The 25657-nt window shown below is 62.9% G+C and carries 31 protein-coding genes; 7 read left to right on the forward strand and 24 right to left on the reverse strand.

What is annotated here, in order from left to right; translation table 11 throughout:
* Positions 1–26: 26 nt before the first annotated feature.
* From G559_RS0117290 to G559_RS0117295, 3 genes are read right to left on the reverse strand one after another with little or no spacing between them, the layout of a single operon-like run.
* Positions 27–629, reverse strand: a complete 603-nt coding sequence (locus tag G559_RS0117290) for an START domain-containing protein (protein ID WP_028629438.1) — start codon at positions 627–629, stop codon at positions 27–29.
* Positions 630–675: 46 nt separating this feature from the next.
* Positions 676–933, reverse strand: coding sequence for a YkgJ family cysteine cluster protein (locus G559_RS29945; protein WP_081668103.1), 258 nt, complete (start codon positions 931–933; stop codon positions 676–678).
* 44 nt (positions 934–977) lie between these two features.
* Complete coding sequence (locus G559_RS0117295) at positions 978–1829, reverse strand: hypothetical protein (RefSeq protein ID WP_028629439.1); 852 nt, start codon at positions 1827–1829, stop codon at positions 978–980.
* Positions 1830–1898: 69 nt separating this feature from the next.
* Between G559_RS0117295 and G559_RS0117300 the strand changes: the two genes are divergently transcribed.
* Entirely contained in the window at positions 1899–2240 is a 342-nt protein-coding gene (locus G559_RS0117300) for a DMT family protein (protein WP_028629440.1), read from the forward strand.
* Positions 2241–2365: 125 nt separating this feature from the next.
* Here G559_RS0117300 and G559_RS0117305 read toward each other — a convergent pair whose 3' ends face one another.
* Positions 2366–3238 (reverse strand): NAD(P)-dependent oxidoreductase, encoded by an 873-nt coding sequence (locus tag G559_RS0117305; RefSeq protein WP_028629441.1) that lies wholly within the window; start codon positions 3236–3238, stop codon positions 2366–2368.
* A gap of 116 nt (positions 3239–3354) precedes the next feature.
* Between G559_RS0117305 and G559_RS0117310 the strand changes: the two genes are divergently transcribed.
* Positions 3355–3897, forward strand: a complete 543-nt coding sequence (locus G559_RS0117310; RefSeq protein ID WP_028629442.1) for an exonuclease domain-containing protein — start codon at positions 3355–3357, stop codon at positions 3895–3897.
* A 78-nt stretch (positions 3898–3975) separates the two neighbouring features.
* Positions 3976–4257, forward strand: a complete 282-nt coding sequence (ppnP, locus tag G559_RS0117315) for a pyrimidine/purine nucleoside phosphorylase (RefSeq protein ID WP_028629443.1) — start codon at positions 3976–3978, stop codon at positions 4255–4257.
* Positions 4258–4318: 61 nt separating this feature from the next.
* Here ppnP and murB read toward each other — a convergent pair whose 3' ends face one another.
* From murB to G559_RS0117355, 8 genes are all read right to left on the reverse strand, one after another.
* Complete coding sequence (gene murB / locus G559_RS0117320) at positions 4319–5338, reverse strand: UDP-N-acetylmuramate dehydrogenase (protein WP_028629444.1); 1020 nt, start codon at positions 5336–5338, stop codon at positions 4319–4321.
* The gene (locus tag G559_RS0117325; protein ID WP_028629445.1) at positions 5335–5799 is read right to left on the reverse strand and encodes a low molecular weight protein-tyrosine-phosphatase; all 465 of its coding nucleotides are present in this window, start codon (positions 5797–5799) and stop codon (positions 5335–5337) included. Before G559_RS0117325 ends, murB begins: the two co-directional genes overlap by 4 nt.
* Positions 5799–6563 (reverse strand): 3-deoxy-manno-octulosonate cytidylyltransferase, encoded by a 765-nt coding sequence (gene kdsB, locus G559_RS0117330; RefSeq protein ID WP_028629446.1) that lies wholly within the window; start codon positions 6561–6563, stop codon positions 5799–5801. Before kdsB ends, G559_RS0117325 begins: the two co-directional genes overlap by 1 nt.
* Positions 6560–6745, reverse strand: coding sequence for a Trm112 family protein (locus G559_RS0117335; RefSeq protein ID WP_028629447.1), 186 nt, complete (start codon positions 6743–6745; stop codon positions 6560–6562). The genes kdsB and G559_RS0117335 overlap by 4 nt, the downstream gene beginning before the upstream one ends.
* Positions 6746–6784: 39 nt before the next feature.
* Positions 6785–7789 carry a tetraacyldisaccharide 4'-kinase gene (gene lpxK / locus G559_RS0117340; RefSeq protein ID WP_028629448.1) on the reverse strand — a complete coding sequence of 335 codons (1005 nt, stop codon included), beginning with the start codon at positions 7787–7789 and terminating at the stop codon, positions 6785–6787.
* Entirely contained in the window at positions 7789–8235 is a 447-nt protein-coding gene (locus G559_RS0117345; RefSeq protein WP_028629449.1) for an ExbD/TolR family protein, read from the reverse strand. The genes lpxK and G559_RS0117345 overlap by 1 nt, the downstream gene beginning before the upstream one ends.
* Positions 8232–8867, reverse strand: a complete 636-nt coding sequence (locus G559_RS0117350; protein WP_028629450.1) for a MotA/TolQ/ExbB proton channel family protein — start codon at positions 8865–8867, stop codon at positions 8232–8234. The genes G559_RS0117345 and G559_RS0117350 overlap by 4 nt, the downstream gene beginning before the upstream one ends.
* Positions 8868–8939: 72 nt before the next feature.
* Positions 8940–11165, reverse strand: a complete 2226-nt coding sequence (locus G559_RS0117355; protein WP_028629451.1) for a DNA internalization-related competence protein ComEC/Rec2 — start codon at positions 11163–11165, stop codon at positions 8940–8942.
* Positions 11166–11338: 173 nt separating this feature from the next.
* Between G559_RS0117355 and G559_RS0117360 the strand changes: the two genes are divergently transcribed.
* The gene (locus tag G559_RS0117360; protein WP_028629452.1) at positions 11339–11866 is read left to right on the forward strand and encodes a DUF2062 domain-containing protein; all 528 of its coding nucleotides are present in this window, start codon (positions 11339–11341) and stop codon (positions 11864–11866) included.
* 51 nt (positions 11867–11917) lie between these two features.
* Here G559_RS0117360 and G559_RS0117365 read toward each other — a convergent pair whose 3' ends face one another.
* From G559_RS0117365 to G559_RS0117375, 3 genes are read right to left on the reverse strand one after another with little or no spacing between them, the layout of a single operon-like run.
* Entirely contained in the window at positions 11918–13162 is a 1245-nt protein-coding gene (locus tag G559_RS0117365) for a lipoprotein-releasing ABC transporter permease subunit (protein WP_028629453.1), read from the reverse strand.
* 1 nt (position 13163) lies between these two features.
* A complete protein-coding gene (gene lolD / locus G559_RS0117370; protein WP_028629454.1) occupies positions 13164–13847 on the reverse strand; it encodes a lipoprotein-releasing ABC transporter ATP-binding protein LolD in 684 nt (227 codons plus the stop codon).
* Entirely contained in the window at positions 13840–15090 is a 1251-nt protein-coding gene (locus G559_RS0117375) for a lipoprotein-releasing ABC transporter permease subunit (RefSeq protein WP_028629455.1), read from the reverse strand. Before G559_RS0117375 ends, lolD begins: the two co-directional genes overlap by 8 nt.
* A gap of 167 nt (positions 15091–15257) precedes the next feature.
* Here G559_RS0117375 and G559_RS0117380 point away from each other — a divergent pair, with 167 nt between their 5' ends.
* Genes G559_RS0117380 through G559_RS0117390 form a run of 3 tightly spaced genes read left to right on the forward strand, consistent with a single transcriptional unit; the run spans position 15258 to position 16867 of the window.
* Positions 15258–15842, forward strand: coding sequence for a PilZ domain-containing protein (locus tag G559_RS0117380; RefSeq protein WP_028629456.1), 585 nt, complete (start codon positions 15258–15260; stop codon positions 15840–15842).
* A gap of 9 nt (positions 15843–15851) precedes the next feature.
* The gene (locus G559_RS0117385) at positions 15852–16142 is read left to right on the forward strand and encodes a hypothetical protein (RefSeq protein WP_028629457.1); all 291 of its coding nucleotides are present in this window, start codon (positions 15852–15854) and stop codon (positions 16140–16142) included.
* Between the two features lie 2 nt (positions 16143–16144).
* Entirely contained in the window at positions 16145–16867 is a 723-nt protein-coding gene (locus tag G559_RS0117390; protein WP_028629458.1) for a glycerophosphodiester phosphodiesterase, read from the forward strand.
* A gap of 144 nt (positions 16868–17011) precedes the next feature.
* On the opposite strand, the gene sthA is transcribed toward G559_RS0117390, so the two are convergent.
* The 9 genes from sthA to G559_RS0117435 all read right to left on the reverse strand — a co-directional run bounded on the left by sthA (position 17012) and on the right by G559_RS0117435 (position 25635).
* On the reverse strand, positions 17012–18406 hold the full coding sequence (gene sthA / locus G559_RS0117395; protein WP_028629459.1) for a Si-specific NAD(P)(+) transhydrogenase: 1395 nt from the start codon (positions 18404–18406) through the stop codon (positions 17012–17014).
* Positions 18407–18556: 150 nt separating this feature from the next.
* The gene (gene nqrM, locus G559_RS0117400) at positions 18557–18784 is read right to left on the reverse strand and encodes a (Na+)-NQR maturation NqrM (protein ID WP_028629460.1); all 228 of its coding nucleotides are present in this window, start codon (positions 18782–18784) and stop codon (positions 18557–18559) included.
* Positions 18785–18786: 2 nt separating this feature from the next.
* A complete protein-coding gene (locus tag G559_RS0117405) occupies positions 18787–19797 on the reverse strand; it encodes an FAD:protein FMN transferase (RefSeq protein ID WP_028629461.1) in 1011 nt (336 codons plus the stop codon).
* The gene (nqrF, locus tag G559_RS0117410) at positions 19790–21016 is read right to left on the reverse strand and encodes an NADH:ubiquinone reductase (Na(+)-transporting) subunit F (RefSeq protein ID WP_028629462.1); all 1227 of its coding nucleotides are present in this window, start codon (positions 21014–21016) and stop codon (positions 19790–19792) included. Before nqrF ends, G559_RS0117405 begins: the two co-directional genes overlap by 8 nt.
* A gap of 9 nt (positions 21017–21025) precedes the next feature.
* The gene (gene nqrE / locus G559_RS0117415) at positions 21026–21634 is read right to left on the reverse strand and encodes an NADH:ubiquinone reductase (Na(+)-transporting) subunit E (RefSeq protein ID WP_028629463.1); all 609 of its coding nucleotides are present in this window, start codon (positions 21632–21634) and stop codon (positions 21026–21028) included.
* Entirely contained in the window at positions 21634–22308 is a 675-nt protein-coding gene (locus G559_RS0117420; RefSeq protein ID WP_211228802.1) for an NADH:ubiquinone reductase (Na(+)-transporting) subunit D, read from the reverse strand. Before G559_RS0117420 ends, nqrE begins: the two co-directional genes overlap by 1 nt.
* A complete protein-coding gene (locus G559_RS0117425) occupies positions 22305–23093 on the reverse strand; it encodes a Na(+)-translocating NADH-quinone reductase subunit C (RefSeq protein ID WP_028629465.1) in 789 nt (262 codons plus the stop codon). Before G559_RS0117425 ends, G559_RS0117420 begins: the two co-directional genes overlap by 4 nt.
* Complete coding sequence (locus tag G559_RS0117430) at positions 23086–24297, reverse strand: NADH:ubiquinone reductase (Na(+)-transporting) subunit B (protein WP_028629466.1); 1212 nt, start codon at positions 24295–24297, stop codon at positions 23086–23088. Before G559_RS0117430 ends, G559_RS0117425 begins: the two co-directional genes overlap by 8 nt.
* Complete coding sequence (locus G559_RS0117435) at positions 24298–25635, reverse strand: Na(+)-translocating NADH-quinone reductase subunit A (RefSeq protein ID WP_028629467.1); 1338 nt, start codon at positions 25633–25635, stop codon at positions 24298–24300.
* Between the last annotated feature and the right edge of the window lie 22 nt (positions 25636–25657).

Genomic DNA, 25657 nt, shown 5'->3' on the forward strand with positions numbered 1-25657 from the left:
TTTTTATTTCAACTTTGTCTAGCCTTTCAGCGCTTTTCCGCCCGCTGGCGCATCGCTTTCAAGGTATTGAAAGGCGCATCGACCACGAAGCTGTTCGCAAGCCAGGATGGCACGCTACCGCCCGGCTCGGTGTGCGCCTGATAGGTCACTTCCACCTCCCCCGCCCCCTTCGGCACCAGCTTCCAGAAACCGACCACCTGAGTCACCCGCACATAGCCGTCAGCCTCCGGAAGGTACTTCGGCACCCCTTCGAGAATGCGCGTCACGCCTCCATCCGCCGCCAACTCGGAAGTCACGTGGATCACTGAATCCCGCGGCGTGACCGGCCAGGGCGTATTGAAACGGGTGTAGGTCCAGCTCTGGGCCCCTTCGTTCTTGAGCAACTTCTGATCCTTGCACTCATGGATCCAGGCGCAGGAACCGGCGACATCCTCCTGCAGGGCACGCAGGGTGGCGATATCAGTTTTCATGGTAGCGACACCGCGGTAGGCCTTGTACTTGGAACCCGGCACCTCACTCAGGAACACCTTGATGCCGTCTTCGTCCTTGGCCAGCTTCCAGTCCTCGGCATGGGCAATGGATGCTGCCAGCAAACCCAGGGCACAGAGCGCCACAACCTTGATTCTCATGATCTCTCCTTGCTCGAACGGTACCGACCGAAAGCCGGTTGAAAGATTAGGCCGCCGAGGTTGCCTGCTCCCACCAGCCAAGAAGGCGGATGGCATCCTCCCGACTGTTACCGCAGACCTCGGGATCAGCATCGAAGTCGCCGCACACTGCTGGCCGGCGCGGGTCACCGAATAGTTGGCAGAGGTTCTCAGCGGACAAGTGCAGGCAGCGTTCGCCCGCAGGCTTGCCTAAAGGCATACCGGGCAACGGGGAGCTGATGGACGGCGCAATGCAGCAGGCACCGCAGCCGGGGCGGCAGAGCATGGTGAAGAACCTCGAACGATAGGATGGCAGCACGAAAGCGCATTTTACTTGGCCGGAGGCGGTGTTGACACGACCCCGACGACCGATGCCTGATGCTCACGCAGCTCTTCCGGGCTATCGCCCTTGTAGATACGCGCCACGAGCCACCCTTCATGCACTTCCAGCCCTACGCGCTGCGGGTCGCGTAGATCGAACAACTGATAGGCCGCAGACTGGCTGTGGAAAGCTCGCAAGCGCGAGGTGGCGTAGAAGGCCTGGGTTGCGACCGAGCCCCCCTCCTCTACCGGCGAGCTCCCGGCAGCAGGTACGACCAGACGCCTACCGGACATGTCGTACGCCCCGGAAGTATCGCCGAAACCGAACACCCGTTCGCCCGCTTCCCGACGCCAGCTCAGGAAAAGCCGGTTCAAATCTGGATCTTCAAGGGTCACTTCCAGCACCAGGCCACGCTCACCATCATCCGCCAAGGCCACCACATAGCGGCTCAGACTGCCGTCGACGCAGCGCAGCTGCCCTTTCAGCATCAACTTGCTCCCCAGGCGCTCGAACGCTTCAAGACTCTGTTCGCGACAGATCAACTCACGCCGGTCGCAAAGTTCCTTCCCCAGCTTGAGCGAATCAGGCTCAGCTTGCCCCCTACCCGCCGCCAGGAAGCCGCCATCGACAGCCCAGAGCACCTTCTCCGGCCGGCTTCGCGGATAAACCACGAACCCCTGGCCACGCCAGGACAGGCGGTAGCGTCCAAAATCGAAATCCCGCGCCACCGCGAACGCCGGTGGCAGGTGCAACGCCGCGATCACCGGCTGCTTACGCGCGACATCAATGCCTCGCAACGTCGCGATCACAACCCCGAGCAGCACCAGCGCCGCGAATCCCAATCCACGCCAGAACGCCATGGTTCTCCCCTTTCCTTGAGAATCAGCACCCATGAGGTTTGCGCGCCCCCTAACACAGAACCTCAGATCATGCCGGTATGGATGCAGACCGCAGCCCTGCCCACCTTGTCCAACGCCTTCATGACCTTTGCCTGGTATGGCCACCTGAAGACCCTGAACACCAAACCCCGGGTAATTGCGGCGCTCATCAGCTGGGGCATCGCTTGGTTCGAGTACCTGATCATGGTGCCAGCCAACCGGATCGGCTACACCGAGCTCTCGGTTGGCCAGCTGAAGATCATGCAGGAAGTGATCACCCTGGCGATCTTCCTGCCGTTCAGCGTGCTCTACATGCAACAGCCCTTGAAGCTGGACTACCTCTGGGCGGGGTTATGCCTGCTAGGCGCGGTCTACTTCATTTTCCGCAGCTAGGCGACCCGATCGTCGACCAGGGGTTGTCGGAAATCGGCTCGAAATGCTCATTGACGGTCGCCAACTCCGCTTTCTCCCCGCCTTCCGCCTAGCCTGGTCTTTGCTCAGGACACCGACATCACTCGCTACGCGGGCTTTTTCAGCCGCGCGATCAGGCTGGACGTATCCCAGCGCCCACCGCCCATGGCCTGGACCTCAGCGTAGAACTGGTCCACCAGCGCAGTCACCGGCAGTTGCGCGCCGTTACGCGCGGCCTCGTCGAGGACGATGGACAGGTCCTTGCGCATCCAGTCCACGGCAAAGCCGAAATCGAAATTGCCCTCCAGCATCGTCTGGTGACGATGTTCCAGCTGCCAGGATTGGGCGGCCCCCTTGCTGATCACCTCCATGGCGCCTTGCGCGTTCAGGCCGGCGCACTGGGCAAAGTGAAGCGCCTCGGCCAACCCTTGCAGCAGGCCGCCAACACAGATCTGGTTGACCATCTTGGTCAGTTGGCCGCTACCTGCCGGCCCCATATGTCGAATCATCTTGGCGTAGCTGTCGATTACCGGCACGGCGCGGTCGTAGAAAACCCGTTCCCCACCAACCATCACCGACAGCATGCCCGCTTCGGCGCCCGCCTGGCCGCCAGAAACCGGTGCATCGAGGAAGCCCAGCTCGCGCTCGGCAGCCAGCGTGGCCATTTCCCGCGCCACATCCGCCGACGCCGTGGTGTGGTCCACCAGGATCGAGCCGGGTGCCATCCCGGCGAAGGCGCCGTCCTCCCCCAGCAGAACCGCACGCAGATCAGCGTCATTTCCGACGCAGACCATCACGAACTCCGCCCCCTCGGCCGCTTCGCGCGGCGTGGCAAAGGCATCGCCGCCGAACTCGTCGCACCACAGTGAGATCCTCCCCGGCGTGCGGTTGTAAACCCGTACCGAATGCCCTTCGCAAGCCAGGTGCCCGGCCATATTGAAGCCCATGACCCCCAGACCAATGAACGCTACTTCAGCCATTGTTGTTCTCCTTCGTCGACCTGCGGAAAAGCCTAACACGCAGTTTGCCGCCCCGCGAAAGCACCACCATACTCGCTCCAGGCCGGCCCAGCCGCCCCTTTGCCAAGGAGACCCCCATGCCGCACTGGCTGGTCATCGATCTGGAAGCCACCACCGAAGAAGGTGGCTGGCCACTGGAAGAAATGGAAATCATCGAGATAGGCGCCACCCTGGTTCGTGCGGACGGTCATGAGGTGGACCATTTCCAGCGCTTTGTCCGCCCCGCACGCCGCCCCTGCTTGACGGGCTTTTGCCGCCAGCTCACGCATATCAGCCAGGCCGACGTGGACAGTGCCGCACATCTGCCCCAGGTATGGCAGACTTTCGAGCGCTGGCTCGGCCACCACAGCCCGCGCCTGGCGGGCTGGGCAAGCTGGGGTGACTACGACCGCCGCCAGCTGGAGCAGGAGTGGCAACTGCACGGGCTGCACAGCCTCCTGGCCGCCCTACCCCATCTGAACCTCAAACAGCGGTTCGCGGATGCGCGTCAGCTAAAGCGCGCGGTGGGCCTGCACACCGCCTTGCAACTGGCTGGCCTGCACTTCCAGGGCCAGCAACACCGAGCCCTCGAAGACGCCCGCAACACCGCACGCCTGCTACCCCTCGTACTTCCCGCCTGAAGCTTGCGGACCTAGTGACGGCAAAACCGGCCTTGGGCATACTGTCGAGCCCTTTCAGACCCCATCCAGGAGCCCAGCATGTTCAAGGTCAACGAATACTTCGACGGCACCGTCAAATCCATTGCATTCGGCATGACCGAAGGTCCGGCCACCATCGGCGTAATGGCCGCTGGCGAGTACGAATTCGGCACCAGCCAGCTGGAAGTGATGCACGTCATCGCCGGCGCCCTGACGGTGAAACTGCCGGGCAGCGACACCTGGGAAACTTTCGCCTCCGGTAGCAAGTTCACCGTTCCGGCCAACAGCAAGTTCCAACTGAAAGTCGCCCAGGACACCGCTTACCTGTGTGAATACCGCTAAAAGCGTCAGTACAAAAGAAACCGGCCATCAGGCCGGTTTCTTTTGTTTCAGGCAGCACCATTCAGATCAGGTTCGGCTCCATTTCCAGCTCCACGCCAAAGCGCTTGGCAATGTCTGCACGAATGCGCTGGGCCAGGTCATGCAGCTGACTCCCCGTTGCTGAACCGTAATTGACCAGCACCAGCGCCTGCAGGCGATGCACGCCGGCATCGCCTTCGCGGAACCCCTTCCAGCCAGCACGCTCGATCAGCCAACCAGCGGCCAGCTTGACCTGCCCGTTTGCCTGGGGATAGGCGACCAGATCGGGATGTTCGCCACGCAAGTGCTGCGCGAGCTCAGCGCTAATCAGCGGATTCTTGAAGAAACTGCCAGCATTGCCCAGCTCGGCCGGGTCTGGCAGTTTTTCGCTGCGAATGGCGCAGATGGCGCGACTGACATCCTTGGGCGTTGGTGCGTCGATGCCTTCGGCCTGCAGGCGCTGGCGCACCGGGCCGTAATCCAGATGCAGCTGCGGCGCGCGACTGAGGTTGAAGCGCACACGCAGGATCAGCCAGCGGCCGGTTTCACGCTTGAACAGGCTGTCGCGGTAAGCGAACTGGCAGTCCTCCAGCGCAAACTCGCGCAGCTCGCCGGTTTCCCGGTCCAGCGCGACCAGCCCGGCGAACACGTCCTTCAGTTCAACGCCATAGGCACCAATGTTCTGCATGGGTGCAGCCCCCACGGTACCGGGAATCAGGCTGAGGTTTTCCAGGCCACCCAGGCCCCGCTCCAGCGTCCAGAGCACCAGAGGATGCCACGGCTCGCCGGCTTCGGCCTCCAGCAGCACATTCTTTCCGTCATCCGCCAGAACACGCACCCCTCGGCTGGCCATGCGCAAGACGAAGGCCTCTACATCGCGCGTCAGCAGCAGGTTGCTACCACCACCGACCACCAGCAGCGGAAGGTCACGCTCGGCCGCCAGGGCGATAGCCTCACGCACCTCGGCATCGTCATGCGCCTCGGCGAACAACCGCGCCTTAACGTCTACGCCGAAGGTGTTGTACGGCTTGAGGGACAGATATTCGTGCAGGACCAGGCTCACAGGCGCCCCTTGATTTCCAGGATCAGTGCATCGCAGGCCTGCTCCACCAGGTCGAGGACCTGCTCGAAGCCTGCTTCGCCGCCGTAGTAAGGGTCCGGCACCTCGTCCAGCTCAAGCTGGTAGCGGCGAAGGAACAGGTCAAGTTCAGCGGCGGCGTTGCCGGGACGCAAACGATGCAGGTTGGCCAGGTTACTCTCGTCCATCGCCAGGACCAGGTCGAAGTGACCGAAGTCGTCCACCTCCACCTGGCGCGCGCGCAGCTGGGACAGGTCATAGCCACGACGCTGAGCAGCCACGCGGGTGCGAGCGTCTGGCGCCTTACCCACGTGCCAGTCACCAGTGCCAGCTGAGTCCACCTGCACCTGCCCGGCGAGCCCGGCCTCACGCAGTTTGTGACGCAGCACGCCCTCAGCGGTGGGCGAGCGACAGATATTGCCCAGGCAAACGAAGAGCACTCGCATCAGGCCCCCAGCAAGCGCCGGACGCGCTCGAGGTCTTCCGGGGTATCGACGCCAGTGGGCGGTGCCTCACGTGCATCAGCCACATGGATACGCACGCCGTGCCAGAGCGCACGCAGCTGCTCCAGGCATTCGGTGTTCTCCAGCCAGCACGGTCCCCAGGCGACGAAGTCGTGGAGGAGACCAACGCGGTACGCGTAGATGCCAATATGCCGGCGATACGGTACGCCTTCCGGCAGTTGGTCACGGTCGGAAGCGAAGGCATCACGAGCCCAGGGTAACGGCGCGCGGCTGAAAGTCAGGGCCAGGCCGTTGAGGTCGGTGGCCACTTTCACCACATTGGGATTGAATAGCGCCTGCACGTCCTGGATCGGCTCGGCCAGGGTCGCGATGCCAGCTTCCGGATGCGCGGCCAGGTTAGCCGCCACCTGGTCGATGATGGCCGGCGGGATCAGCGGCTCGTCGCCCTGCACGTTGACCACGATGGCGTCATTGGCCAGGCCCAACTGGCTGGCCACTTCGGCCAGGCGATCGGTGCCCGAGTTGTGATCTTCACGGGTCAGCAGCACCTCGGCACCAACGGCCCGGCAAACGTCGACGATGCGCGCATCATCGGTGGCCACTACCACGTGCTGGGCTGCGCTGCGTTTTGCCTGCTCCCAGACGTGCTGGATCATCGGTTTGCCGGCGATATCCTGCAGCGGCTTGCCGGGCAGGCGGGTCGAGGCGTAGCGAGCTGGAATGACGACGGTGAAAGCCTGGGTCATTTGTCCAGACGCTCGTCGACAGTGAGGGGACGGGCCTCGCCTTCCAGCATTACCGGGATACCGTCGCGCACCGGAAAGGCCAGGGCGTCGGCCTTGCAGATGAGCTCGCTCTTGTCATCGGCCAGCTTCAGCGGCCCCTTGCACAGGGGGCAGGCGAGGATATCGAGAAGTTTCGGGTCCATGAGTGAATCCTTGAGACGGCAGCCCAAGGGCTACCTGGGTTAGAAGCGGGTCGGCAGCAGGCGGGCCAGTTGCTCGTCGAGCCAGGTGACGAAGGCCGGCGACGGTGCAGCATCGACCGCCAGGTACCACCAGTCGGCGGCAGCGAAGGCCCGGCACTTCACCGCATCCTTCTCGGTCATCAGCACAGGCAGCGGCGGCGAAAAATCGAAGGCTTCCGGGCTATAGACAGCGTGATCGGCGAAGGGGTGCGGAATCGGGCGCCAGTTTAGCGCCTCCAGGGTCGTGAAGAAACGCTGGGGGTTGCCGATGCCCGCCACCGCATGCACGGCTTGGCCGGACGGAAAATGCTCCAGCCCCACACGCTCGCCGCTCCGCAAGTTGACCAGCACGCCGGGTTGCAGCTTGAAGGAGAAGCCTTCGGCGGAATCGGACTCGGCGCCGTTGCGCAGCACCGCATCCACAGAGTCCAGGCGCTCCGGCGGCTCACGCAAGGGCCCGGCCGGCAGGCAGCGACGATTGCCAAGGCCACGGGCGGCGTCGATCAGCACCAACTCCAGGTCGCGCCCGAGACGGTAGTGCTGCAAGCCATCGTCGCTGAGGATCAGGTCCAGCTCTTCCTGCTCCAGCAGGGCCCGCACTGCACGGGAACGGTCAGGGTCGATCATCAGGGGCACGCCACTGCGCTGGACAATCAGCAGCGGCTCGTCTCCGGCCAGCTCGGCGCCTTGTTCGGCACGCACCCGCCAGGGCAGCTGCGGCGGTTTCGCCCCGTAACCACGACTGACCACGCCAACGCGCAGTCCGCGCGTCCGGCAGTGTTCGATCAGCCAGAGAATCATCGGAGTCTTGCCGGTGCCGCCAACGGTAATGTTGCCGACCACGATCAGCGGTACGGGCGGGCGATAGCTGTTGCCCTGCCCCGCCAGGAACGACGCGCGCTTGCGCTCGGCCACCCGACGGTAGAGCCACTCCAGCGGGCCTAACAGGCCGAGGGCCGGATGGCCCCGGTACCAGGCGTCCAGCAGACGATCGGAGAAGGCCATCAGGGCTTCTTGGCCGCTTCGGCCTCGACGGTGGTCATGCGCAGATGGCTGAACCCCAGCTTGCCGGCGGCGTCCATGGCGGTAATCACCGCCTGGTGAGTGGTGCGAGCGTCAGCGGTGATCACCAGCGGCAGGCTGTTGTCGCCTTCCGACTCACGTCCCAGCGCAGAGATCAGGGTCGCCAGGTCACTCTTCACCAGGTTCTGGCCGTTGAGTGAATACTGGCCGTCGGCGCCAATGGAAAGCTCCAGCGTCTTGAGCTGCGTCTCTTCGGGCGGCGTGCCGCTCACCGCTTCGGGCAGCTCGATCTTCAGCTGGTTGGGCTTGCTGAAGGTGGTGGTCACCACGAAGAACAGCAACAGCACGAAGATCACGTCGATCAACGAAGTAAGGTTGAGGAACACCTCTTCGCGGGCGACATTGCCCGCCCTGCGGCGGAACTTCACGCTTTGGCTTCCTCAGCGAAGTCGACTTCGCGATCACCCTGGACCACTTCCACCAGCTTGATCGCTTCCTGCTCCATCGCGACCACCAGTTCGTCGACACGACGCAACAGGTAGCGATGGAAGAACACGGCCGGAATGGCAACGATCAGGCCCGCCGCGGTGGTCACCAGGGCCTTGGCGATGCCGCCGGCCAGGACCGGCGCATTGGCCATGCCGTTTTCCATGAAGCCGCCGAAGATTTCGATCATGCCGAAGACGGTACCCAACAGCCCCAGCAACGGCGCCATGGCGGCGATGGTGCCCAGGGCATTGAGGTAGCGTTCCAGTTCATGGATGACCCGGCTAGCGGCTTCCTCGATGCACTCCTTCATGATTTCCCGGCCATGCTTGGAGTTCGCCAGGCCCGCAGCCAGCACTTCACCTAAAGGCGAAGACGCGCGCAGCTCCTTGAGCTTCTGGCTGTTCAGTTGCTTGTCCTTGATCTGGCGCCAGACCTGCCCCAGCAAATGCGGAGGCGAGACCCGGCTGAGACGCAGGGTCCACAGCCGTTCAGCGACAATAGCAGTGGCGGCGATGGAACACAGAATGATCGGCAGCATCATCCAGCCACCGGCTTTGACCAACTCCCACACGGTAGGAAATCCCCTTCGGAAAAGTGGCGCCACTCTAGCATAGGGTCGGGCCTGCGCCGACCGTCGCTGTTCTCATTTTTCCCTCCAGAACACGGACTTTTCTCGCCCGCTTTCGGGCTCGCTGTTCGCCCCCAGACGCAGCAGCAAGTGGCCCTGTTCCGCGGTGTCATGGATATCGGCCGGCAGCGCGCGAATACGCGAAACGACCAGTGGATGCGGGTGACCGTAGGAATTCAGGTGGCCGCGGGAGATCAGCACCTTCTCAGGTGCCACGATACGCAGGAAGGCACTGCTGGAAGACGTCCGACTGCCATGGTGACCGGCTACCAGCCAGCGCGCAGCAAGAGGTTGGCCGCTCGCAACCCAGGCCGCTTCGCCACGGGTGCCCAGATCGCCGCTGAGCAGAATGCGCTCACCAAGGGCCTCGATCGCCAGCACGCATGAAGCGTCGTTACTGTCCCCGGTCAGCGGCGACTGCCAGACCAGGAAGTCCACCCCTTCCCAGGTCCAGGCATCCCCCGCCGAACAGCGTTCGGCCCCCAACTCAGGAGATAAACGCTCCAATTCGCCGGCCAGCACGCGCTCCACGGCCACCCCCCGCTGCACCGCCAGGGCGCCCCCAGCGTGGTCGGAGTCGGCATGGCTGATCAGCATCAGGTCAAGCCTGGAGACCCCGAGGCCGCGCAAGGTCGGCACCACCACCCGCTCGCCGATGTCGAAGTCACCCCGGCGTGGTCCGGCATCGTAGAGCAGCGCATGCTCGCGGGTGCGCACCAACACTGAAAGACCCTGCCCCACATCCAGCACCCGCACCTCGGCCTGACCGTACGCGAGGGGCTCATTCGACGGAAACAGCATCGGCATCAGCAACGCCAGGCCAAGTGCCCGCAGCGGCACACCCGCCGGAGCAATCAGAAGCAGGACGCCTGATGCCCCCAGGAGCCAGGCCCAAAGGGGGACCTGCTCCGGGATCCAGGCGGGTAACTGCGCCGCCATCCAGGCCAGCATCTGAAACAGAAGGTCCAGTGCGCCTCCAGCCAACCAGAGCAGCGCGTCTCCCACAACAGGAATGCCCAGCAGCAAGGTACCCAGCAGCGCCAGCGGTAATACCACCAGGCTGATCCAGGGCACCGCCACCAGGTTGGCCAATGGCCCACTGAGACTGATGGGCAAAGCCAGGGCCAGCAGCAGCGGCGCAAGCCCCAGGCCCATCACCCACTGGGCACGCCACCAGGTGTGCCACCAGGGCCACGCGCCGAGACGGCCGGCGAAAGCCAGGATCAGCAAGACCACTGCACCGAAGGACAACCAGAAACCCGGCTGCAGGATCACCAGTGGTTCCACTGACAACACGACGCAAAGAGCAACCAGCAGCGGCGTGAGGAAGCCCAGGTGGCGAAAACGCAAACGCCAGAGCAGAACGACAGCGAGCATCACACACGCCCGCTGCACCGGCACGTCGAAGCCGGCCATCACGCCGTAGCCAAGGCCTCCGGCGAAAGCCATGAAGCAGGCCCAGGGCAGCCAGGGCAGGCGCCGGGGCCAGAGTCCGAATCGCGCAAGTGCCGCGACCACGCCATAGAGCACGCCGGCAAAGAGGGTTATGTGCTGGCCTGAAATCACCATCAGGTGAGTGGTACCGGTGTCCTGCAGCAGTCGCCAATCCCGATCCTGCAAGCCGGAACCATCGCCCAGCACCAGGGCGGCAAGTCCTCCGGCCCGCCCGTTGGCATCCACTTCCAGCAAACGTTGACGCAGTGCATCACGCCAGGCAACGAGGCCGTCAGCCGGCTGGACACGTTCGCCAGCCTTCACCGAGCCGGTCGCACCTATACGCCGCGCCAGCAACCAGGCTTCGTAATCGAAAGTCGCCGGGTTCACCAAACCCCGCGGCCGCTTGAGACGGACCGCCAGGCGCCAGCGCTCACCGGCGAGCACACGCGGCCCATCGTGCCAGGACAAGCGCAGGCGGCCAGGCAGCTGTGCCCGCGCGGAATGAAGATCGGTGAGCTCGAAACGCACCACACCGTCGGCCGTACTCGGCAAACCGACTACCCGCCCTTCCAGCCAGCGCACCTGGCCATCCAGACGGGAGTCCAAGCGGTCATCCAGCGCCCACTGGACACTCAGACACGCCCAGCCAAGGCCGAGGAGAAAGAGGCCGAGGCGCCAGGCGCGTGACATCAGCAACCCGAAACCGAGAACCAGCTGAAAATAGAGCCACCAGACAGGCGGCAGACTGGGTATCCAACGCAGTAGAAGAAGGCCGACGGCAAGCGTCGCCAGACCCGACACCATGGGTATCCAACTCCCTTTCCCTGGGATGAAAAGCGCGGCAACATCCTGTGCCACCCTGCACGGGTCGATCAGACCGGTGCAATTCCCGTTAAACTTGCCGACACAATCTGACCCGGCGCTGTCATTTCCGGGTGTGCATAATACCCGGCGCTTTCGTCCGCCAGAGACCGCTCATGCCGCGTCGCATCTTCAAACGCTACATGCCGAATCCGGACACTATCAGGGAACACAAGTCCCTGCGTTTTCTCGGCACGCTCATCCACGACCCGAACCTCTGGCACCTCAATCGCCACTCGGTCGCCCGCGCCATGGCCATGGGCCTGTTCGCGGCGTTCGTCCCCATTCCCATGCAGATGCTGCTGGCCGCCGGCCTGGCCATCGCGGTCCGCGCGAACCTGCCGATCTCGGTGGGTCTGGTCTGGCTGACCAACCCCATCACCATGCCGCCGGTCTTCTACTGCACCTACAAGATGGGGGCCTGGATCATGCAGATTTCTCCGCGCGCCCTACCCGATGAACTGACTTGGGAATGGATCACCCAGGAACTTTCCACGCTCTGGCAGCCATTTCTCCTAGGCTCGCTGGTCTGCGGCGTATTGGTCGGGGCACTGGCCTACATGCTGACCATGCTCTATTGGCGTTGGTGGGTCGCCCATAGCTGGCGCAAGCGCCAGAAGGCGCGCCGAGAAACCAGCCGCTGAAATGAAAAACGCCGCTTCGAAAGCGGCGTTTTTACTTGCCGTCACAGCCGATTATTCGTAGCGCAAGGCCTCGGCTGGCTGGGTCTGGGCCGCCCGCCACGCTGGATAGAGGGTGGCCAGGAAGCTCAGCACCAGGGCAGCCGTGCAGATCAACATCACATCGCCCAGCTGCAGTTCGGACGGTAGGTAGCTCACGAAGTAGACGTCTGAGCTGAAGATCTGCCGGCCGCTAGCACGCTCCAGGGCGGCGATCCACTGACTGACGTTGAGCGCGGTGATGACGCCCAGAACAGTACCGATCAGAGTACCGATGACGCCGATCACACTGCCTTGAACCATGAACACGGCCATGATCTGCCGCGGCGTCGCACCCAAGGTGCGGAGGATAGCGATATCCGCGCGCTTGTCGGCCACAACCATGATCAGCGTGGCGATGATGTTGAAGGCGGCAACGGCCACGATCAGCAGCAGGAGCAGGCCGATCATGGTTTTCTCCATCTTCATGGCGCTGAACAGGCTGCCCTGGGTGTGAGTCCAGTCATCTGCACGGTAGCCCTGCCCCAGCTCTGCGGCGATCTGCTTCGACACCTCAGGTGCCAGGAACAGATCCTCAAGTGCAATCCGTACGCTTTGCACCTGCCCTTCCGGCAGACGCTGGATAGCCGAAGCATCGGCAATATTGATCAGCGCCAGGGAGCTGTCCAGCTCCGCGCCAACCTTGAACACACCTACCACATTGAGGCGTTGCATGCGCGGGGTGATGCCGCCTGGCGCACTGCTCACCTCGGGGACGATCAGGGTCAGTTTGTCGCCGACGTTGAGGCGGAAACGCCGTGCAGTGATCTCGCCGATGACGATGCCGGATTCGCCAGGCTTCAGGGCATTCAGGTCACCCTGAACCATGTGCTTGCCGATAATGGAAACCTTGGGCTCCTCGGCCGGATCGACACCATTGATCTGCACGGGCTGCATCATGCCCTTGTAGGACAGCATGCCTTCCAGCTCGGCGAAGGGCACCGCACCGACCACTTCCGGGTGCTTCATCGCCGCATCGGCCACCCGGCGCCAGTCCTCCAGCGGCTGTTCCGCGCTCAGGGTGGCGTGGGAAACCATGCCGAGGATGCGCGAGCGCATCTCCTTCTGGAAACCGTTCATCACCGAGAGCACCACGATCATGGCGAGCACGCCCAGCGCCAGACCGATCATCGAGGTCAGCGAGATGAAGGAAATGAAGTGGTTACGGCGTTTGGCGCGGGTATAGCGCGTGCCGATGAAGATCGGAAGAGGTCTGAACATCTCAGGCAGCCACCAGCCGGCCGTCTTCAAGGCGCAGCGCCCGATCCATCTGGCGGGCCAGTTGCAGGTCGTGGGTCACCACCAGGAAGGCAGTCTGCACAGAGCCGCTCAACTCGAGCATCAGCTCCTGGATGCCATGGGCAGTGTGCTGGTCGAGGTTACCCGTGGGTTCGTCGAGCAGCACCAGGGCCGGGTTGTTGACCAGGGCTCGTGCGATGGCCACGCGCTGACGCTCACCGCCAGAGAGCTCTGCCGGTTTGTGCGACAGGCGATGGCCCAGCCCCACTCGCTCCAGCAGTGCGGTGGCGCGCTGGCGCGCTTCGCCAATGGCAGTACGACCGATCAGCAGCGGCATGCAGACGTTCTCCAGGGCGGTGAACTCCGGCAGCAGGTGGTGGAACTGGTAAACGAAACCCAGGGCGCGATTGCGCAGCAGGCCACGAGCGGTCTCGCTGAGGGCGGACAGTTCCTCGCCAGCCAGCCAGACACTCCCTTTGCTCGGAGTATCCAGCCCGCCCAGCATGTTCAGCAGCGTGCTCTTGCCGGAACCGGAGCTGCCGACGATGGCCACTCGTTCCCCCGGATGCAGCTCCAGTTCGACGCCCGACAGCACCTCGACAGACTGAGGGCCTTCGTCGTAGCTCTTGCCCAGATTGCGGCAACTCAGGACTGCCTTGTTACTCATAGCGCAAAGCCTCTGCTGGCTGGGTGCGGGCGGCACGCCAGGCGGGATAAAGGGTGGCAAGGAAGCTCAGGACCAGCGCGGCCGAACAGACCAGCACCACGTCCTCGACCATCAGCTGGGATGGCAGGTAATCGATGAAATAGACCTCGGCACTGAGGAACTTGTGCCCCATCAGGCGTTCCAGCAGGGCAATGGCATCGCTCACCTTCAGCGCCGCAAGAATGCCCAGTACACCGCCGATGACGGTGCCGACGACGCCGATCACCGTGCCCTGGACCATGAAGATGCCCATGATCTGCCTGGGCGTGGCGCCAAGAGTGCGCAGGATGGCGATGTCACCGCGCTTGTCGGTCACCACCATCACCAGGGTGGAAATGATGTTGAAGGCGGCGACGGCCACGATCAGCAGCAGGAGCAGGCCGATTATGGCCTTCTCCATCTTGATTGCCTGGTAAAGGTTGCCGTGGGTACGGGTCCAGTCGCGGGCATAGAAGTCTTCGCCCTTCAACTCGCCAGCGATCTGCCAAGCCAGCTGGGGCGCCTGGAACAAGTCATCGAGCTTCAGGCGCAGCCCTTGCACCTGGTCAGGCCGCCAGCGCTTCAGGCGGGCGACGTCGGACAGGTTGGCAATGGCCAGGAAGCCATCCAGTTCACCCGCGCCGACATGGAAGATACCGACCACGGTGAAGCGCTTCATGCGCGGAAAGACGCCGGCCGGGGTCACCGCCACTTCGGGGAGCACGAAGGTGACCTTGTCACCCATGCCTACGCCCAGCTTGCTGGCGGCGCGATCGCCGATGACGATGCCGAATTCACCGGGCTTCAGGGCGGCCAGGCTGCCCTGGCGGAAGAAGTCGCCGATGATGGAAACCTTGGATTCTTCCTGCGGGTCCACGGCGTTGACCAGCACCTTCTGCACCTTGCCGTCGGCGGTCAGCAGCCCCTGCACCTGCGTGTAGGGCGCCACGGCCTTCACTTCGGGATGACGTGCAACATCTTCGGCCAGCTTGCGCCAGTCGTTGATCGGCACCGCGGACTCCACGGTGGCGTGGGGCACCATGCCCAACACACGGGTGCGCATCTCGTGATCGAAACCGTTCATGACCGACAGCACCAGGATCATGACCAGCACGCCGAGTGCCAGACCGATCATGGAAGTCAGGGAAATGAAGGAGACGAAGTAGTTGCGGCGCTTGGCGCGCGTGTACCGGGCGCCTATATACAGGGACAGCGGTCTGAACATGGAAGTGGAGTTCGCTGGCGAAAGAAGGGACGTCCTTGTGGCGGGGCTTGGCAAGCAGCGTTTACACTCAAATTCTGTTCGTGATCTGCTGCGACGCCCCGGGCGACACAAACGGACTTGCAAATACGGAACAGCTCTTCGACCACCACTGCTGCCATGGGTTCGCCATGTCGACACGAGACGCGGATGACCGCCGCGAATACTACCGCATCGAAGATACGATCGCACTGGAATTTCGCCCGCTGAAACAGGGCGAAACAGCTGATGGAAGCGGCGTGGACAGTGCTTCGCAGCTGTTCAATCTGCTCAGCGAATTGCATCTTATGGACTTCGAATCCCAGCACTTGTTGCGGCATATCCATGAGCGCGATCGGACGCTGGCCAGCTACCTCAAGGTCATCAACAAGCGCATCGATCTGCTTGGCCAAGCCGTGGCCCACAGCCTGTTGCGCGACATAGGCCCGGCACGCCAGGTCACCCTGTCCGAAGGCGGCATCGGTTTCAGCAGCGACCAATCCATCGAGTTGGGCACCCACCTGGCGATCAAGATCGTCCTGATGCCCCAGGCCCTCGGCCTGCTGCTGCGCGCCGTGGTGATCCACAGCCAGCCCCGTGATGACGGCCAGTTCGACATCGGCACTGAGTTCGAGGCACTGACCGACGCTCAGCGCCAGTTGCTGGCACGACACATTCTGCAAAAGCAGGCCCAGCAGCGACGCCAGGCTCGCGAACGCTCCTCCCCTACTCCCTGAGACCCTCGCATGATGCGCCCCGGCCTGTTGCTGACCTGCCTTCTCCTCGCACTGCCCGTCGGTGCCGAAACCATCGAAATCCCCGTCGGCAATCAGGGCGACCAGCGTGTTTCGCTACCAGCTCGCGGTGAGAGCCAGCGTAGCGTCCTACAGCGTTTCGGTCTGCCCGACGAAGAGCATGCCGCGGTGGGCAAGCCACCCATCAGTCGCTGGGACTACCGCGAATTCTCGGTCTATTTCGAAAGCGGACGCGTCATCGATAGCGTCCGCCACCATCAACCCAGAGCACCAAGGGAATAAACGTGACCCTGATCTACGGCCATCGAGGCGCCAAGGGCGAATGCCCGGAAAACACCCTGGCCAGCTTCCGGCAATGCCTATCACATGGTGTGAAGCGTTGCGAGCTGGACCTGCACCTGTCGCGTGACGGCGAGCTGATGGTGATCCACGACCCCAGCCTGAAACGCACTACTGGCCGCCGCGGCAAAGTGGCGGAGCATGACGCCGAGGAGCTGGTGACCTATGACGCCCGACTGGGTGGCCCGGCCTGGCAACAGCCCTGCCCCATCCCGCGACTGGCGACCTTGTTCGAGCATTGCGACTTCGAACACTGGCAACTGGAGGTGAAGAGCGCCTCACGGGTGCGAGCAGCGCGAACCGTACTGGCGATCCAGGAGCTGGCCGAACGCTACGGCGTGACGGACAAGGTGACGGTCACCTCAAGTTCGCGGGAGGTACTGCGCGCGCTGAACAGGCTGACGCCAACGCTGTCCCGTGGATTGGTGGCGGAATACGCCTGGCTGGACCCGCTGAAGGTGGCCAAGCACCACGGCTGCAACGTCCTGGCGTTGAACTGGACGCTATGCACCCCGGAGCGCCTGCTGCGCGCTCAAAAGGAAGGGCTGCACGTCTCTGTGTGGACGGTCAACGAACCGGCGCTGATGCGCCGCCTCGCCGACTTCGGTGCGGATAGCATCATCACCGACTTCCCCGGCCTGGCGAGCGCGACCGTCGGGGTGCGCTGAGCCATAAAGAAGAACCGGCCTCAAGGGCCGGTTCTTCATTCATGGCGTCGCCTGATCAGAAGCTCTCCCGGTTCGGCCAACGCCACAGGCGTGGATCGCCGAGAGGGTCCTCCCCGGCCGGCTCAGGCGCCCGGCCGGTGCCGCTCAAAAAAGCCGGTTGAGGCCGTCGAACGCCGCCACCCGGTAGGCTTCAGCCATGGTCGGGTAGTTGAATGTGGTGTTGATGAAGTACTTGATGGAGTTCGCCTCGCCCTTCTGGTTCATGATCGCTTGGCCAATGTGCACGATTTCCGAGGCCTGGTAGCCGAAGCAGTGCACACCGAGGATCTCCAGGGTCTCGCGGTGGAACAGGATCTTCAGCATCCCTACCGGCTCATGGGAGATTTGCGCACGCGCCATGCCCTTGAAGAAGGCTTTGCCCACCTCGTAGGGGATCTTCGCCTGGGTCAGCTCCTTTTCGTTCTTGCCGATAGAGCTGATCTCCGGAATGGTGTAGATGCCGGTGGGCACGTCGTCGACGAATCGCCAGCTGTCGTTCTCAACCGCGCTACCGGCTGCCGAGCGCCCCTGGTCGGCGGCGGCGCTGGCCAGGCTCGGCCAACCGATCACGTCGCCAGCGGCAAAGATGTTGCTGACCTCGGTGCGGTAGTACTGGTCGACATTGATCTGGCCGCGGCTGTTGACCTTGATGCCAATGTTCTCCAGGCCCAGCTTGTCGGTATTGCCGGTACGGCCGTTGCACCACAGCAGGCAGTCGGCCTTGATCTTCTTGCCGGACTTGAGGTGCAGGATCACGCCGTTCTCCAGCCCCTCGATGCGCTCGTACTCCTCGTTATGGCGGATCAGCACGTTGTTGTTGCGCAGGTGGTAGCTGAGGGCGTCGGAGATTTCGTCGTCGAGGAAGCTGAGCAACTGGTCACGGTTGTCGATCAGGTCCACCAGCACACCCAGGCCGCTGAAGATCGAGGCGTATTCGGAGCCGATCACCCCAGCGCCGTAAATGATGATGCGGCGCGGTGTATGGGTGAGGCTGAGAATGGTGTCGCTGTCGTAAATGCGCGGGTGGTTGAAGTCGACATCTGCCGGGCGGTAGGGGCGCGAGCCCGTGGCGACGATGACCTGCTTGGCCACCAGCTTTTCCACCACTCCGCTGGCGCAGACGACTTCCACGGTTTGCTCATCGGAGAAGCTGGCGGTGCCGAAGAACACGTCGACGCGGTTACGCGCGTAAAAGCCGGTGCGCGAGGCCACCTGCTTGGCGATCACCCGCTCCGCGCTCTTCAACACGTCAGGGAAGGAGAACCAACGCGGTTCACCAATCTGGCGGAACAGCGGGTTGGTGTTGTACTGCATGATCTGCCGTACCGAGTGACGCAGGGCCTTGGACGGGATGGTGCCCAAGTGGGTGCAGTTGCCGCCGACCAGCGGGCGGTTGTCCACTACTGCAACCTTGCGCCCGGCCTTGGCAGCGTTCATCGCTGCCCCCTCACCCGCCGGGCCGGAACCCAGCACCACTACGTCGTAGTTGTAGACAGCCATGCTTACTCCTCATAACGGGCCGGGGCGCCCTCTGGCGCCCCCGGCAAGGTCCGCGGCTCTCGACACCGCGGAATTCGGAACCTGTTTCGACGATCCCGGGCGGGACCTTGAACTGGCGTGCAGCTTAGCCGAGCGGCTTGGCGCTGCACATTAGCGCTTGGTCGCGTCGTAGGCGAGGTTTGAATCCACTACATCGCCGTCGCGACTTACCTCTTCGCACTTCTCACGATTACCACCGCAAATCGAGCATTCCTTCTCGATGCCGAGGTTGGCGATACCACCGCAGGACCCGGCAATGGGTTTGCGCCCCATGATCACGCCCACGGCCATGCCCAGCACTACCAACAGCATGATCAGGAATACCAGCAGGAAGGTCATGTTCAGTTCTCCTCTTTCTCGAACAGCTGCCGATAGCGGCTGCTGACATGGCTGACGAAACCCTGGCCGTCGCGGGTCACGAACAATGCGGCGATGCCATGAGTTTCAGCATAGGCTTCGCCTGCTTCCGGCCCCAGCACCATCAGTAATGTCGACAGACCGTCCGCTCTCAGCGCCGACTCATCCACCACCGTGACCGCAGCCAGGTTGTGGCTGATGGGCGTGCCAGTCTTGGGGTCCAGCGTGTGGGAATAGCGTTTGCCATTCTTCTCAAAGTAGTTGCGATAGTCGCCGGACGTGGAAACCCCTAGTCCATCGAGCGTGATGATCTTCTGTGCCACCTGGCGATCATCCCTCGGCGCCTCGACAGCGATACGCCAGGGCGCGCCGTCGGGTTTGCGGCCGAAGGCCTTGAGCTCGCCCGTGATCTCCACCAGGGCACTGCTGACACCCAACTCGCCCAGCCGCGCCACGACGCGGTCAACCGCGTAACCGGCGGCGATACTGTTGAAGTCCAGCTGGACCGGCGCGTCCTTGCACAACTCGTGACCACGAATGGACAGGTGTTGCTGGCCGACTTCCGCCTTCGCCGCAGCAATGGCTTCGGGGCTGGGTACCTGATCGCCGCGTGATTGCGGGCCAAAACCCCAGAGGTTGAGCAGCGGCTCGACCGTCATATCGAAGGCGCCGCCACTGTCCCGGGACAACTTGCTGCCAAAGGCCACCAGCTCCAGCATGGCCGCTGGCAGCGTCAGGCAACTGCCGGCCGGCAGTGCATTGAAGCGCTCGACCTCGGAGTCCGCCCGATAGGTGGACATCTGCTGGTCGATCTCGGCGAGAATCCCTTCCACTTCACCCCGCGCCTCCTCCACCGACGGACCGGAGGCGCTGCGCACGTATTTGACCGAGTAGCTGCTGCCCATGGTCGGGCCGCCGAACTGCTCCAGCGAGTCGCCACCGCAGCCAGCCAACAGCAGGCTGGCCGCGAGAAGCGAAGCGAGCGCCCTAGCCACCAAAGTCGTCAAGCAGGATGTTCTCCCGCTCAACGCCCAGATCCAGCAGCATCTTGATCACGGCCGCGTTCATCATCGGCGGGCCGCACATGTAGAACTCGCAATCCTCAGGGGCCGGGTGGTCCTTGAGGTAGTTCTCGAACAGCACGTTGTGGATGAAGCCCTTGAGGCCGGTCCAGTTATCTTCCGGCTGCGGATCGGACAGCGCCAGGTGCCACTGGAAGTTGGGGTTCTCTGCCTGCAGCTGGTCGTACTCTTCGGTGTAGAAGGCCTCGCGCAGTGAGCGTGCGCCGTACCAGAAGCTGATCTTGCGCTTGGAACCCAGGCGCTTTAGCTGGTCGAAAATGTGCGAGCGCATAGGCGCCATGCCTGCACCGCCGCCGATGAAGACCATCTCAGCATCAGTGTCCTTGGCGAAAAACTCGCCGAAGGGACCGTACACGGTGACCTTGTCGCCCGGCTTGAGGCTGAAGACCCAGGACGACATCTGCCCCGGCGGCAGGTCATCCTTGCCCGGTGGCGGAGAGGCGATACGGATGTTGAACTTCACGATGCCCTTCTCGTCCGGGTAGTTAGCCATCGAGTAGGCGCGGATCACCGTCTCTTCAACCTTGGACACGTACTTCCACTGGTTGAACTTGTCCCAGTCGCCACGGTACTCGGGCTGGATGTCGAAGTCCTTGTAGGCCACCTGGTGCGGCGGGCATTCCAGCTGCACATAGCCGCCGGCGCGGAAGTCCACGCTTTCCCCTTCCGGCAGGCGCAAGGTCAGCTCCTTGATGAAGGTGGCGACGTTGGGGTTGGACTCCACCGTGCATTCCCACTTCTTCACGCCGAAGACTTCTTCCGGCACTTCGATGTGCATGTCCTGCTTCACCGGCGTCTGGCAGGACAGGCGCCAGCCTTCCTTCGCCTGACGGCGGGTGAAGTGGGATTCTTCGGTAGGCAGCATCTCGCCGCCACCGCTCTCGACAATGCATTTGCACTGGGCGCACGTGCCACCACCGCCGCAAGCGGACGAGAGGAAGACGCTCTGCCCTGCCAAGGTCTGCAGCAGCTTGCCGCCAGCGGGAACGGTGATGGTCCGCTCGCCGTTGATTACGATGTTCACGTCGCCGCTGGAAACCAGCTTGGCTCGGGCCGCCAGGATGATCACAACCAACGCGAGGACGATGGCGGTGAACATGCCGATGGCGAGGAAGATTTCAAAACTCAGCATGGCCGTTCCTTAGAGCTGCACACCGGAAAACGACATGAAGCCGAGAGACATCAGGCCGATGGTGATGAAGGTGATACCGAGACCTTGCAGACCCTCCGGCACGTCGCTGTATTTCAGCTTCTCGCGGATACCCGCCAGCATGGCGATGGCCAGCGCCCAGGAAAAGCCGGAGCCGACACCGTAGACCACGCTCTCGCCAAGGTTGTAGTCGCGTTCAACCATGAACAGGGAGCCGGCCATGATCGCGCAGTTCACGGTGATCAACGGCAGGAACACACCGAGGGCGTTGTAGAGCGAGGGCACGTACTTGTCGAGCAGCATCTCGAGGATCTGCACGATGGCCGCGATCACACCGATGTAGCTGAGCAAACCGAGAAAGCTCAGGTCCACGCCCGGCAATCCGGCCCAGGCCAGGGCGCCATCCTTGAGCAGCAGCGTGTAGAGCAGGTTGTTGGCCGGAACCGTGATGGCCTGCACCACGATCACCGCGATACCCAGACCGATTGCGGTTTCGACTTTCTTCGAAATGGCAATGAAAGTGCACATGCCGAGGAAGAAGGCCAAGGCCATGTTCTCGACGAATACCGCCTTCACGAAGAGGCTGAGGTAATGCTCCATCAGTAGGCCTCCTTGTTGGATACCTGGGGCGCGATCTTGTAGGCCGGCGCCTCCTTCTGCTCGGTCTTCCAGCTGCGCAGCGCCCAGATGATCAGGCCGATCAGGAAGAAGGCCGAGGGCGGTAGCAGCAACAGCCCGTTGGGTTGGTACCAACCGCCATCGTTGATCACCGGGAGGATCTCGTAGCCCAGCAACTTGCCAGCACCGAACAGCTCGCGAACGATGCCGAGGACAATCAGCATGGCGCTGTAGCCCAGGCCGTTGCCGATGCCATCGAAGAAAGACAGGACCGGCGGATTGGCCATGGCGAAGGCTTCGGCGCGCCCCATCACGATGCAGTTGGTGATGATCAGCCCAACGAACACCGAGAGCTGCTTGGACAGGCTGAAGGCGTAGGCTTTGAGCACCTGGTCCACCACGATCACCAGCGAGGCGATGATCACCATCTGTACGATCATGCGGATCGAGCTGGGGATCTGGCTGCGGATCATTGAAATGAACAGGTTGGAGAAGCCGGTCACCAGCGTCAGGGCGATGGACATCACCAGCGCGGTCTTCAGGTTGGAAGTGACCGCCAGGGCCGAGCAGATACCGAGGATCTGCAGGCCGATGGGGTTGTTGTGCAGGATCGGGTCCAGCAGGACCGACCGGATAGTGGGTTGCGCCATGCTCATGCCTCCCCGTTGTTCAGCTTGGCCAGGAAGGGGCCGAAGCCGTTCTTGCCGAGCCAGAAATGCAGCAGATTGTTGACGCCCTTGCTGGTCAGCGTGGCGCCGGCCAGACCGTCGACCTGGTGACTGGCCTTCGGCGACTGCGCATCGACACTGCCCTTGATGATCTCGATGGCCAGTTGCCCCTGCTCATCGAACAGGCTCTTGCCGTTCCAGAGCGCCTTCCATTTCGGGTTGTCCACCTCACCGCCAAGGCCAGGGGTCTCGCCATGCTGGTAGAAGCCGAGTCCGACTACGGTGTTCAGGTCGCCCTTGAGCGCGAGGAAGCCGTACAGGGTCGACCAGAGGCCGTAACCGCGCACCGGCAGGATCAGGGTCTGCAGCTGACCGCCCTGTTCCACCAGGTAGACGGTGCTGTAACGCTCACGTCGCTTGATGGAGGCAATGTCCTGCCCGGCGGGCAGCGCGTCGGAAAGCTGCGGATCCTTGGCGGCCTTCAGCGGATCGAAACCGGCGGCCTGGATCTCATCGGAAAAATCGCCGCTGGCAAGGTCCACCACCTTCGCAGTGATGCGCTCGGCGTAGAGCTTCTTCACCTCGTCAGCAGACATGCCCGGCTGGGCCAGGCCGGCGATGCTCAGGATGCTGCGCTGCTTGTCCAGCTCACGGTTCTCCACCTGCACGGGCTTGAGCGCTACGGCGCCGCCGGCAACGAACACGGAACACACCAGGCAGACCACCAGGGCCACCATCAGGGTGCGGACAGTGGATTCTTTCTGGTTAGCCATTGCGTGCCAGCCTCCGCTTGATATTGGCCTGGACGACGAAATGGTCGATCAGAGGCGCGAACAGGTTGGCGAACAGAATCGCCAGCATCATGCCCTCCGGGAACGCAGGGTTGACGACGCGAATCAGCACCACCATCAGACCGATGAGCGCGCCGAACAGCCACTTGCCCGTGTCGGTCATGGAGGCGGAGACAGGGTCGGTCGCCATGAACATCATGCCGAAGGCGAAGCCACCCAGAACCAGGTGCCAGTACCAGGGCATGGCGAACATGGGGTTGGTGTCTGAACCAATCGCATTGAACAGCCAGGTGGTAGCGATCATGCCCAGCATCACGCCGGCGACGATACGCCAGGACGCAATCCGGGTGACCAGCAGCACACCACCACCGATCAGGATGGCCAGGGTGCTGGTTTCGCCGATGGAGCCGTGAATAGTGCCAAGGAAGGCATCCATCCAGGTGATGCCGTGGCCAATGATGTTCTCGACGCCGCCGGCAGCGCCGAGGCTCAGCGAGGTAGCACCCGCGAAGCCGTCCACGGCAGTCCATACCTCGTCCCCGGAAATCTGCGCCGGATAGGCGAAGAAGAGGAACGCACGGCCAGCCAGAGCCGGGTTGAGGAAGTTCTTTCCGGTGCCGCCGAAGACTTCCTTGCCCAGCACCACGCCGAAGCTGATGCCCAGCGCCACCTGCCAGAGCGGAATGCTCGGCGGCAAAGTCAGCGCGAAGAGTACGGAGGTGACGAAGAAACCTTCATTCACTTCATGGCGGCGGATGGAGGCAAACAACACTTCCCAGAAGCCGCCGACGATGAAGGTCACGGCGTAGATGGGCAGGAACCAGGCTGCGCCCTGGATGAAATTGTCCCACAGGCTATTCGGGTCGAACCCGGCCAGCGAGCCGATCAAGGCGAAGCGCCAGCCTTCCTGTGCCGCCAGCAGGTCAGGACTCTGGGCGAAGACCAGGTTGGCCTGGTAGCCAACGTTCCACATGCCGAAGAACATGGCCGGGAAGGTGCAGAGCCAGACCGTGATCATCATCCGTTTGAGATCGATGCCGTCTCGGACGTGGGCCGTGGTGTGAGTCACGCTCGCGGGGCGGTAGAAGAAGGTATCTACCGCCTCGTAGAGGGCGTACCACTTTTCATAGCGGCCGCCCTGCTCGAAGTTGTGCTCGATCCGGTCGAGGAATTTACGCAGGCTCATTCAGCCCTCCTTCTCGATACGGTTGAGGTTGTCCCGCAGGATGGGGCCGTATTCGTACTTGCCGGCGCAGACATAGCTGCACAGCGCCAGATCTTCTTCATCCAGCTCCAGACAACCGAGCTTCTGCGCCATTTCAGTGTCACCAACGATCAGGTAGCGCAGGAGCTGTGTAGGCAGGATGTCCAGGGGCATCACCGATTCGTAGTTGCCCACTGGCACCATGGCGCGCGGGCTGCCGTTGGTGCTGGTGTTGAAGGCAAATTTACGGCCGGCCAGCAACTTGGAGACGAAGATGTTCAGCACCGAGTGCTTGTTCACGCCGGCGCGCAGGTAATGCAGCAGTTCGCGGTCATTGCCTTCACGCAAGCAAGACACCTGCAGGTGGTAGCGGCCGAGGTACGAGCAGGCACCCCGGGAGGTCCGACCGCCCAACAGGGAGCCCGAAACCACGCGATTGGCGCCCGGCTGAAGTTCGCCGGCAGTGAGTTCGTCCAGGCTTGCTCCCAAACGGGTGCGCACCAGCCGCGGGCTGTCCACCACCGGGCCGGCGAGGGACACCACGCGCTCGACCCAGAGTCGGCCGGTGGTGAACAGCTTGCCGATGGCGATCACGTCCTGATAGCCGATATGCCAGACGCTCTTGCTGCTGTTGACCGGATCGAGGAAATGAATATGAGTACCCGGCAGGCCTGCCGGGTGCGGCCCGGTGAAGGATTCGCTACGAATCTGGGCCAGGTTTTCACCCGGCAGCGCAGCACCAGAGGCCTTGCACAGGAAAACACGGGCCAGGCGAGCGAGCACCTTGAGGCCGTGTTCAAAATCCGCAGCATGTTCACCAATCACGATGGCCGGATCGGCAGCCAGGGGATGGGTATCCATGGCGGTAACGAAGATGGAGCTCGGCGTGGAATCGAGCGTCGGCACGCGGCTGAACGGCCGTGTGCGCAACGCGGTCCAAAGGCCGGATTGCACCAGCTCGTCGCGTATCAGTTGCGGATCGAGCTGATCGAGTTGCTCGGCGGAAAACCGCTCGAACTGAACTTCCTCATCGCCGTCGAGGTCGATCACCACGGACTGCAGCACTCGCTGCTCACCACGGTGGATGGCACTGATCACTCCGGCGCCGGGCGCGGTATAGATCACGCCCGGGGTCTTCTTGTCGGCGAACAGTGGCTGGCCGAGCTTGACCCGATCCCCCACCTGAACATCCATGGTCGGCTTCATGCCGTGATAGTCGAAGCCGATGACGGCGACGCTCCGAATCGGTCGCCCCGCTTCGATTCGCTGGATCGGCTCACCTGCCACCGGCAGGTCCAGCCCTCGCTTTACTCTGATCATAGGTTTCGCCTGGAACAGGGTT

The sequence above is a fragment of the Metapseudomonas resinovorans DSM 21078 genome (assembly GCF_000423545.1).
Lineage (GTDB): Bacteria > Pseudomonadota > Gammaproteobacteria > Pseudomonadales > Pseudomonadaceae > Metapseudomonas > Metapseudomonas resinovorans.